Annotated in this window: 9 protein-coding genes; all 9 read right to left on the bottom strand. The window is 43.0% G+C overall.

What is annotated here, in order from left to right; all coding sequences use genetic code 11:
- Positions 1–5: 5 nt before the first annotated feature.
- The gene (locus R8P61_37870) at positions 6–2,315 is read right to left on the bottom strand and encodes a carboxypeptidase-like regulatory domain-containing protein (protein MDW3652909.1); all 2,310 of its coding nucleotides are present in this window, start codon (positions 2,313–2,315) and stop codon (positions 6–8) included.
- Between the two features lie 133 nt (positions 2,316–2,448).
- The gene (locus R8P61_37875; protein ID MDW3652910.1) at positions 2,449–3,018 is read right to left on the bottom strand and encodes a TetR/AcrR family transcriptional regulator; all 570 of its coding nucleotides are present in this window, start codon (positions 3,016–3,018) and stop codon (positions 2,449–2,451) included.
- Positions 3,019–3,077: 59 nt separating this feature from the next.
- Entirely contained in the window at positions 3,078–4,307 is a 1,230-nt protein-coding gene (locus R8P61_37880) for a nucleoside permease (GenBank protein MDW3652911.1), read from the bottom strand.
- A 113-nt stretch (positions 4,308–4,420) separates the two neighbouring features.
- On the bottom strand, positions 4,421–6,955 hold the full coding sequence (locus R8P61_37885; protein ID MDW3652912.1) for a DUF3604 domain-containing protein: 2,535 nt from the start codon (positions 6,953–6,955) through the stop codon (positions 4,421–4,423).
- 23 nt (positions 6,956–6,978) lie between these two features.
- Positions 6,979–8,166 carry an amino acid deaminase/aldolase gene (locus tag R8P61_37890; GenBank protein MDW3652913.1) on the bottom strand — a complete coding sequence of 396 codons (1,188 nt, stop codon included), beginning with the start codon at positions 8,164–8,166 and terminating at the stop codon, positions 6,979–6,981.
- A gap of 147 nt (positions 8,167–8,313) precedes the next feature.
- Positions 8,314–9,600 (bottom strand): D-arabinono-1,4-lactone oxidase, encoded by a 1,287-nt coding sequence (locus R8P61_37895; GenBank protein ID MDW3652914.1) that lies wholly within the window; start codon positions 9,598–9,600, stop codon positions 8,314–8,316.
- A 21-nt stretch (positions 9,601–9,621) separates the two neighbouring features.
- Positions 9,622–10,275 carry a CoA transferase subunit B gene (locus R8P61_37900; protein MDW3652915.1) on the bottom strand — a complete coding sequence of 218 codons (654 nt, stop codon included), beginning with the start codon at positions 10,273–10,275 and terminating at the stop codon, positions 9,622–9,624.
- Positions 10,276–10,280: 5 nt separating this feature from the next.
- On the bottom strand, positions 10,281–10,979 hold the full coding sequence (locus R8P61_37905) for a CoA transferase subunit A (protein MDW3652916.1): 699 nt from the start codon (positions 10,977–10,979) through the stop codon (positions 10,281–10,283).
- Positions 10,980–11,003: 24 nt separating this feature from the next.
- A partial coding sequence (locus R8P61_37910; protein ID MDW3652917.1) for a flavin reductase family protein occupies positions 11,004–11,305 on the bottom strand: 302 nt, incomplete at its 5' end.

An 11,305-nucleotide genomic window follows, 5' to 3' on the forward strand; every position in this document is an offset into this window, starting at 1 on the left:
TAAGTCTAAAACTCGATCTTGTAACTAAGATTGGGTACTATTATCCGATCTGTGTTCTGCTCGATTTTGTTTGTCAAAAAATTATACTGGTAGCCCTTATACTCTTTTGCCCCCAGGACATTGAGGATTTGCAGAGACCAGTGATTTGAATGCTTCTTTTTATTGCTGCGATAGGTAAAGGTGAGGCTGGTTATATGAGAATCAGGATTTCTGAGACTATAGGGAGAACTCAAGTCTTCGATGATCTCCCTGGCAGCCAGAGAGGCTGTTTCATTGTGCGGATGCGTCAGGTTCCCTCCCAGATAAGTATACTTCGCACTGATATTGAATAATCTGTTCTTTTTTAGGCTCCACTCTTTCCCGAACAAGACATTTGAGATAAAATTTCTATTGAATCTGCTTTCCCTTTCTATTCCATCCCCACCTGTATAGCGAGAATCAAATACCGAGGCAGTAATCAGATAATACCAGCCTTTATGCAGAAAACGCTCTAAGGTCAGGTCCAAACCTATATTCTCCCCTGTCCCTTCATTCACCAAAGCATCATTGATAAAGAAATCTTCCGTGAGGTTTAAGGTGGAGAAATAGCTACCCTCTACTACAGGGATGTCGAATAATCGTTGGTAGTAAGGTTCAATTCTCACATGCACATGATCAGTTAGCATCCAATCATAGGAGAGTACCAAATGATGGGATTTCCCCAATTTCAAGTCCCTGTTTGCTTGCACACTATGTGTATCTGCTGGAATATCGGCTAAGTAGATAGACAATTTTTCCAGCTGACTGTGTAAACCATAGCCCAGGCTTAGGCTGTGTCTGTCATTGATTTGATAAGAAGAACTAAACCTTGGCTCAATGGAGTAACGATTGTTTAGGAAAAAATACTGGAGATGTAGGCCGGGATTCAGGCTAAGTTTTTCCCCTAAACGGAAGGAGGATTGACTATAGGCTTGCAATAGGTAACTATTTCCCATATCTGCAGCGAAACTTGTGAGCTGGGGATTTGGAAGATTCGCTTCCTGAAGGTCAAATTCATAGCCTAAGCGAGACAGATTGAAACCACTGCGATGTGTATGAGAGGCATTAAATTTATAGTTAAATAAGCTACTTAATTGAATCTGATTATTATTATAAAGGATTTCATCTGTGCGAACTTCTGTGAGCAAGTCTTCGCCCAATCGCCCATTTTTAGAATCGATGCGATTGCTAGAGGCGGTCAGACTGCTTTTTATATAGCCTTTTTCATTGAGCCAGTATTTATGATTTAGGCCGATGATTCCAGTTGAGAGTTTGCTGTTCTCAAATGCTATGTCATCATAATACTGCCATTTGCTGTCTGCTTCCAGGGTATCGGTATCGGGGGAGCTTTTGGCTTCATCGATCAATCCCAGGGCCCAAATGGAGAAAATTCCTGCATTTTCTGTGGGTAAATTTAGCTTAAAGGAAAGGTCCTGGTAGGCAATTCCCAACTCGCCTCCTGGAAGAAAAACATCAATGAGGCCGAAGGTAGAATAGCGATAGTTGAAGAGATAGGAGCTTTTGTGCTGCTTGCTCAAAGGTCCCTCAGAAGAAATATCCAGGCCCATAAAACCCGCCTGGAAGGAATGCTCATATTCCTGATTGTTGCCCTTTCTGATTTGCAGGTCAAAAACACCGGATAAGGCATTTCCATATTCAGCCGGGAATGCACCCGTGAAGAAATCCGAATTCCCCAACATTTTGCTACTGAGCCCTGTAATCCCTCCCCCTCCAAAGCCGGTGATCTCAGCAAAGTGATTGGGATTGGGAATATTTACCCCTTCAAGGCGCCATAAAACCCCTTTAGGGCTATTCCCACGGATCACGATTCCATTGGAAGAAATATTGCTGGCGGCTACACCGGCAAAAGAACTTACCAGTCGAGCGGGATCATCAAAGCCCCCGGCAAATCGGTTAGCTTCTTCCATACTGAGCTGTTTGGCACTAACCGTGGCCATGCTGTTGAGTGCTTTTTCCTTTTCCTGTTTTGGACGAATGACTACTTCTTCCATTTCGAGGGCGGATTCCTGCAAACGGACGGTAATTTGGGAATTTCTGGCAGTACTGACGAGGATACCGGAGATAATCTTAGGCTCATAACCTAGATACCGAATTTTCAGATCATAGCGTCCCGGTGGGAGTCCCTGAAGAGAAAATCTTCCCTTTTCATCCGTATGGGTCCCTTTTTCCATTTCTGAGTTGATGAGGGAGACATTGGCGAATGCAATCGGATATTCTGAAGAAATATCGATTACCTCTCCATAGATTGTTCCCTTAAAGTCCTGAGATATAAGCATCAAGCAAGATATCAGTAGGTAATTAGTGAGGATTAGCGTTTTGAGATTCATAAGATTAAATAAAATTTCAAGCAAATATAACAAGTGTTATATAACATATGTTATAAATACAGGAAATTTTTTAAAAGGTTGCTTATATGAGATTTTCTTTTCTCATCGTGTCCATAATTACGGTGGTTCCCATATCCAGAATCATGTTTTTGATGTCTTCATCACTCCTGTCAGAATTGAGGTCTTTGATGATAAGGCTGGCATAGCCATAGGAGAAGGTCCACATTTTCTCCAGAAGATTGTCTTTACCCCTGGAAGACAATTTGGCAAACCTCTCGTCATCGTCTACAGCTTTCCGCAGATCATCCAGAAATTCTGCAACAAACTGTTTATTCAGTTCAGAATGATCGAAGAAGGCGGTGAATAGGTGAGGGTAGTCCCTGGCGAAAAGAGTAAAACCATAGCCCATATTTCTGAACACAAATTCGCTATAAGGAATACGTGTATGTGCCAGCAATCTCTTTTTGATTTTGAGGAGAACCTCCGTATAAAGAGAGTCACTGTCTGAAAAATAGCTGTAGATAGGCTGTGTGGATGCTTTTAGGTGTTTAGCTACATTCCGCATCGAATAGGCGGCCTTGCCTTTTTGATGGATCAGGTCAACAGCTGCATCTATGATTTGCTCTCTGTCATATTGATTTTTTCTTGGCATAGATAAAAAGATAGGGACACATGATGATGTGCCCCTGTATATTAATTATTTATAAATTTTTATGCATTGCTTTTTGCCTCTTCAACTTTTCTACTTCCTTCCCTCTTGGTATCCTTAAACATCAGCGCAAAGAATATGAGGACAATAAATGATAGCAAAGCAGGAACCATCCAGGCACTTTGCCAGTCATGTGGGATGCTTCCTTCTGTTTTATAATAATCAACTACCACTCCGGATAGCCAGGTTCCGATGAACATTCCCAGTCCATAAGTTGCAAAAGTTATCAAACCTTGTGCAGAACCTTTGAGATGTTCCGGGGCTTCTTCATCAACATAAATCTGACCTGTTACAAAAAAGAAATCATAACATATCCCATGAAGGATGATACCTCCGTAGAGCATCCAAACCATAGTATCATTATCCCCATAGGCAAATAGGACATATCTCAATGCCCAGGCAGCCATACCGATCAGAACCATTTTCTTTACCCCCAATCGGACAAATAGGAGCGGCATGATTAACAAGAATATAATCTCGGACATTTGCCCCATGGTCATTTTTCCCGCCGCATTTTCTACGCCCAATTCATTCAGGAAGGGGTTTGCAAATCCATAGTAAAAGGAAAGCGGGATACAAATAAGCACAGAAGAAATCACCATGACGGCGAAGGAGCGCTTTTTCATCAAACTCAGCGCATCCAGACCGAGGACTTCGCGAGCTGTAACTTTCTCCCCTTTTGCTTTAGGGGGCGTATTAGGAAGACTAAAGCTAAATAAGCCCATAAAGAGAGCCATAGCTGCGCCTAATTGAAATTGTTGCTTAGAATCTTCAATTGCCATGTAGCCAATGATAAGACCAATTACAATCCATCCAATAGTACCCAGAACCCGTACCCCCGGAAATTCCTTATCCGGATTATCCATATGTGAAAAACAGATAGAATTGGTAAGTGCTATAGTCGGCATATAGGTGATGGTATATAGCAATAAAAGAGGGTAGAAGCTGCCAAAGTCCGTTGATTCTGATACCAAATACATCAAACCTGCACCGACCAGGTGTAAAATTCCCAGCATCTTCTGAGAGGCCACAAATTTGTCCACAAACATTCCCACAAAGAAGGGCGAAATCATAGCAGCAATGGCTCCTGCACCATAGGCAAGTCCGATTTGGGTTCCACTAAATCCCAGGGTTTGTCCCAAATAAGTTCCCATAGTCACATACCAGGTTCCCCAAACAAAGTAGTTGAAAAACATCATGGCAGAGAGCTGAAGGCGTAGTCGTAGTTTCATATGTAGTAATTATAGATAGGAAAGATAGTAAAAATGAGGGAGTGAGTTGGATGTGGCAAGCTTAATTTTACTTTTGGTTCAAAAAGATCTGTTTTTTTGAGCTTGAGGCTGGCCTAGAAACTATACCAGATCGGGGAAGACCAGGCCCTTTCCTGAATGATCGCCTCAACTCCTTCGGGAATTTCTCTTCCCATATTTTTTGCATCAAAGGCTGCAATGCCTGGCGTCGGGATTTCCAGCACACGTAGATAATAGACCGCTCGTTCATTTGGGTTAAAATCAGGATCAGTCCAGAGTCCTTTTAGTTCCACTTGCCCGAATTCATTGCTATATGTACAAGCTTGCAAGTCTACGGTAGAGGTTATAGGAGGAATTTTCCCCTTTGCATCCAGCTTGCGTTGCTCAGGATGTGCCCAAACGACATTATAAACCTTCTCATGGGTTTTTCCATCTTCATCCAACCATCCCTTAACAATCTGTATGCGATCCAGATGAGCAGCATCTGGGTCTTTTATGGCCCATACGAGGAATTGGGGAAGCTTATTTCCAGTTGTGGGGCGGGGAGGCAGGTCTTTTCCCATAGCAACTCCCAGGCTATATCCCACTTTTACCAATGATTCTTCCAGGGAATTTTTCGGGAAATCCCAGCTGCCAAAGAAGCGAACTTGCATACGGCTTCCAGAGGTAGCAAAAACCTCTCGACTTTCCAGGGCATTGAAGATATTTTCTCTCGTATTGGATTCTGCCCAAACCCCTGCCAAACCTCCAGCAGTCTTATAGGTCTTGTTTATACTTCTGCTCCGATTTTCCTCCCAGTGATTGAGTCTTTTTGTATAGTAATTTTTATTCTGCGATAATTGATTTTCACGGGTATCTGACAGGCCTACATGGGAATCTGTACTTCCGATTAGTCCATATTTGAAGGGATTTTCTCCGATTCTTTCTTCCTGTACCAAGCCATCCTTTAAGGCTTGCCGTACATAACTGCCCCTGTAATTATCTGCTGCATAATTCGAATCAAAGCCAAAAACCTCCTGATACAGGCTAAAATCTGCGAATTCGTCCTCTGAGGATAAAACAGGGTGAGTCATTGCCTGCCCTTTTTCCTGGACTACTTCGCTCACTGGTTCATTTCTCATCCGCATTTGGGCATAGTCTGCATCAAATTCATAGCCTTTGAGGGTATAATTGGCATACATCATTCCATCACTCATGTTTCCATTATGAGGAATGGCCATAACTTTTACTCCTTTTTCTCGCTGCCGATCCATCCAGGCCCATAGGTCTTCCGGGTCCTTGGAATCCAGAGAAGAGTAGGGGAGTTCAGGGATTTTTCCATTGCCAAAAAGGACAATTCTATGCAGATTTCGTGCAGAGCGATATTTTAAACTTACGGGCAAAACCGAAGTCCATTCATAGCCAGCAAAAGCTGTGAAAGTACCGGGATCATTATAGGTATTGGCCAAATCTACCATCTCTTTCCAGGCCTGGGTCTGCATTTCTGGCTTATAAATACTCTGAAGGGGAGTACCAATGACCATAGAGCGGCCCACGATTAAAAAAGCTTCACTCGTGTTCAGGCTTCTGGATAAGTTTAATAAGGATTTTTCTGCCAAAAGTGCGTCAACGAGGTCATCTTCGGGCGTATTTTGTAAAACTCCCATGTACTCGGCATGATCGGTTACTGCCAGAAAATCCAGGGGTCTGTCCAGCCAGACTTTTTCTCCGCCCGGCAATAAAACAGTATCACCTCGGGCAAATCGATAAGAATCCTCCGGTAAAACTTGACGAAAATCTCTCACATATGCATCGAAAGAATATGCTGTATGCAAATGAAGGTCTCCGAAATAAGCATTTTTCTCAGCTTTTGGTTCTGCAAGGGAAGTAGGTGTCTTCTCCAGGGTTTCAAATTCCATTTCAACCCGCTGGCGATTGTCTTCTTGATCCTGACAGGAAATGGAAAGCATACAGAGAATAAGGAGACTTGAGACTAGCTTCCTCTTACCTAGCTTTTTCAGGCCAAAATCAATCAGGAGATAAAGCAGAAATCCAAAAATGAATACTTCTGCCAGTGTCATAGGACCGAAGTAGGGCAGGAATTTGAGCAGGAAAAAGTTCGCATGTTTTTCGGGTGGGATAAAGTGAGTGAGGCAATTGCTGAAAGAAAATGCGCTGATTATCAGGTAGATATATTTTCTGGCTCCTTTCTCCTGCCGCATATACAAACCCAAAAACAAGAAAAACATAGCAAAGGCATAAGTCAATGAAGTCTGATAGTTGGCGACATAGGCATAGCTTTGCGTAAAGGCCATCCAAAGTCCGACTAAAGCTCCGATTGTCAGTATGCCCAATCGGTGTTTGGAGTTAAAGCTTTGCTTTAAGCGCTTTTTCAACATCATGGAAACACCTACTGAAATCAAGATTGAGCTTAGAAAGAGAATAATACCATTACTTAAGTCAGCATTACCGCTAAGTTTCAGCAGGAAATTTTGCCATATCCCGTAATGGTAGCTGGGGAAAATCTGGATTGCCTCTCCTAAAATGGGATAGGAATCCATGAAGATGAGGTTGAAGCTAAACGCAAATACCAGCATGACATTGAGTACCAATGCGATTAGGAATGTCAATGGCTGAAGTAGTAGTTTCATATGTCTTAGGCTAAAGGCTCTTTTCAGAGGTAACACTTGCCTGCTCCGCGATAAGTAGGTACTGATTTAATAATTTTTCCTTCCCTAACAAAATGGAGCTCATTGAACCTTTCGCAAAGTTCTCCTGCCTTACAATGTCTAAAGAATATAGGATCACCGATTTCCAGTTTTTCAGTTCCTCTATAATAAAGGGGCGTTTGTACCTCTCCTGCTCCCTCATTTTTATCCATCTTCAAACCTTGAGGTAAATAGGGAAGGGGAGCTTTTACTGCTTCGATTCCTCCTGAGGCTATATATCCACCCCCATGGCAGGTATACATGCCTTCTTTGGGTATTCTGGAGATAGGGATAGCAAATGCTGCCGCTGCAGCCAATTGAAAATGGGAATAATAATCGAATAAGTGCGAATTGAAGAAACCTGAGCCTACCGTAACTTCCGTAACTCCTTCTTCCTCTATAGTACTTTCTATGCTGCCGGTTCCTCCTCCATTTACAAATTTCAGTTTGAAGCCCTTTTCTTTGATCAGCGAAAGAGCTTTTGCTCTTCTGTCAGCTACCTTGGGGATGGATTTTTTCTGGAGAAAGCTGATAATACGATTCATCAGGGCTTTTCCTTTCATTTGATTTCCCAATCCGGCAATTTGAGCCTCATAGCCCATCAATCCATCTAGTCGCATATGTTTAAAGCTGGCTATAGCATCTAAAAGTGCTTCCAGCTTCGCCTGATCATTGATCGGAGATCGCCAAACCCCAAAATGCAAACTCCCAAAGTCTATCGACATATCCATGTCAATGCAAACAGGTATCCGAATACCCAGTTTTTTCCCAATCGGCTCAATGATTTCCAGGTGTTTGGGGGTATCGATCATTAGGCAGAGGTATTTCCCTGCTTTGATTTCCTCAGCTATGGCTTCGATTTGAATGGGATCGCTGATGGGATAACCCATGAGGATATCGTCAAAGCCTTCCTTACTCAAAGCGACAGCTTCTTCTCCATAAAAAGCCATAATTCCCTGAAATTGAGAGCTTTTGGCAAAAATATAGCGCATGACTTCACTACAGCGAATGGATTTTGAAGCAATACGGATTTGAGTTGATGCTGCCCGGGCCAGATTTGCCTCGATATTTTTATCCAGCAAATCCATATCAACAAAAGCTAAAGGCAGTCGCTGATCGGCAAATATCTTCTTGTAGTAGGAGTAGTCGGACATGGTTATTTAGGGAAGGTAAATTACGATTTGTCGATGAAAGATCGAAGTAAGTAAGAGGGCGATATCAATCACCGCTTACAAAAGAAGAGAAGTCTTGCAACAGAAAATTGATATCTTCTACCAGGCATTTGCTGGAATTTCAGCCTTTTATTTCACCCCAAACAATCCCCTCAAATAATCATTTAAAAATACCCCATTCGGATCTTGCTCTTTACGATGCTTGAGGAAGGTATCAAATTCAGGATAAGCATTTCGTACATCTTCAGCGCTGAAAGTATTCATCTTCCCCCAATGCGGACGTCCTCCATAGGCTTTAAAAATTTCTTCAAGCTCCTTAAAAAAAGGCTTGCAATCCTTTTTGTTATACATATGGCAGGCGATATAGGCAGAATCTCTTCCGTAAGCTGGACTCATATAGATATCATCCGCTCTGACAAAACGATTTTCTATGGGAAAATGGACCGGATATTTACCCGAACTGACCACTTTCAGCACTTCCTTGATTACCTCTCCATGAACTTCAGCGGGAATATTGTATTCCATTTCATTAAAGCGAACCAGGCGCTTGGTCGCATAGACCTTATGGCTATGTTTGACCTTTTTCAAGGTAGGAATGGATGAAACGGAAATTTTGGAGACCGCTTTATTTTGGGAGGGAAAGAAACGAGCAAGTTCGCAAAGGACTTTAAAGGCATAATTTTCCAGGACATACTCCGTCAGGGTATTGATGATGTTGTCCTTATCGGCTTGGGCATCCGCTTTATTGGAGGATTTTGTCCAAACCCGATTGCTGTAGGGGAAACAATAGAATTCGAAATTCCGATTTTGCTCATTCCGCTCAGAGATGCTCCCCAAAACTTCCTCCAGGCTTTCCTGGCGGTTCCACAGTTCCAGTTTGTAGGCGGGGACACATTGCAAGCTAACTTCCGTAATCACTCCTAAAGCTCCCATAGATACCTGGGCAGCTTTGAACAGTTCCTTATTTTCTAGTTCAGAGCAAGAAATGATTTCTCCTCTTCCATTGACAAATTTAAGGGCCTTTACCTGGGTGCTAATTGTGCCAAAAGCAGTACCTGTACCATGTGTACCTGTTGAAATCGTTCCGGCAATGGATTGTACGTCTATATCTCCCAGGTTTTCCATGGCCAATCCTTCCGCATACAAAAGTTCGCCCAAATAATGGAGCTTGGTTCCACCTTTAACCTTTGCCATCATCTTATCCTTATCTACAGAAATGAGACCCTGATAATTGTCAAGGCTCATCAGGATTTCGTTCGTTTCACAAAGTCGGGTAAATGAGTGCCCTGTACCAATAAGGCGGATGCTCTGCTTATTTTCAGCAGCTTTTTGTACGATTTCTTGAATTGATTGCTCAGAATCAGGTTTCAGGACCTGAGTCGGTTGCCATTGGACGCTTCCGGACCAGTTACGCATGTAGTAGGTATTTTCGGAAATTTACAGCTTCATTTCCGGAATTTCACCTTCTACAATCAAAGTTCCTTCAGTTGCAGCCTTAATTTCCTCAACAGAAACGCCTGGAGCTCTTTCAATTAGCTTAAAACCCTCAGGCGTTACATCAAGAACGGCCATATTGGTGACAATCTTTTTCACGCAGGAAACACCGGTAAGTGGCAAGCTACATGCTTTGAGCAATTTGGACTTGCCTTTACGGTTGGTATGAGTCATGGCTACGATGATGTTTTCGGCTGAAGCAACCAAATCCATGGCGCCTCCCATACCTTTGACCATTTTACCCGGAATTTTCCAGTTTGCAATGTCTCCATTCTCTGAAACCTCCATAGCTCCCAATACCGTAAGCTGTACATGCTGCCCTCGGATCATGGCAAAACTGGTGGATGAATCAAAAATAGAAGCTCCCGGCATAGCTGTGATGGTTTGCTTTCCAGCATTGATAAGGTCGGCATCTTCTTCTCCTTCGAAAGGGAAGGGGCCCATACCCAAGATTCCATTTTCGGATTGAAATTCTACTTCAATACCTTCGGGAATATAGTTGGCAATGAGGGTAGGAATACCGATACCAAGATTTACGTACCAGCCATTTTCCAACTCCTGCGCGATTCTTTGTGCGATTTGATTTCTGTCTAGCATGATTCCTAGTTTTTGGGTCTGGTGGTACGTTGTTCGATTCTTTTTTCGTAGGTCTCACCCTGGAAGATGCGTTGAACGAAAATACCGGGGAGGTGGATAAAATTAGGATCAAGTTTTCCGGGCTCTACCAGTTCTTCAACTTCAGCTATGGTGATTTTGCCAGCCATGGCCATGACGGGATTGAAATTACGAGCTGTTCCTTTGAACACGAGATTTCCATCTGGATCTCCCTTCCATGCTTTTACAATAGCAAAATCAGCCGAAAGGGCCGTTTCCAGAATATGGGGCTTCCCATTGAAATGCCTGACTTCTTTTCCTTCAGCTACTTCCGTTCCATAGCCTGCAGGAGTAAAGAAAGCAGGGATACCGGCTCCACCAGCACGACATCTTTCAGCCAGGGAACCTTGAGGAATGAGATCAACTTCCAACTCTCCGCTCAACATCTGACGTTCGAACTCCGCATTTTCTCCTACATAGGAAGAAATCATCTTTTTGATCTGCTTTTTCTGGAGAAGCAGCCCCAAACCGAAATCATCTACTCCGGCATTATTGGAAATACAGGTCAAACCGGTAATTCCAGCATCGACCAGGGCACTGATACAATTTTCGGGGATACCACATAATCCAAAGCCACCTAGCATGAGGGTCATATTGTCCTGTATGCCTTTTATGGCTTCCTGGGCATTGGCAACGGTTTTATTCATGTTTTTCTTTCTTTTTCGGGGAATTTATGCGCGGAGCATCAGCAGTTGAAATGCTTTTTCGACTTCTCCTGCTTCAATATAAGTTTTTGCCAGTTTATGAAGGGCACTTAGCTGTTCTGGAGAATCTAAATCCTCGACCAGGGCCTGAACATTCGGATCTTCTGCCATGGCCTGCAACTCCTCTTTAGTCGGTAAAGCAGAAATGCCTCCCAATTTCCCCAGATCATTTCCACTCAGAATCTCACTATTTCGAATAGCAGAAGGCAATTGATCAATGCCCATTCCTTTATTCTGGCCTGGCTTGGCAACTTGAAAGAGAGCTTCTC

It is taken from the genome of Bacteroidia bacterium (genome assembly GCA_033391075.1).
GTDB lineage: Bacteria > Bacteroidota > Bacteroidia > J057 > J057 > JAWPMV01.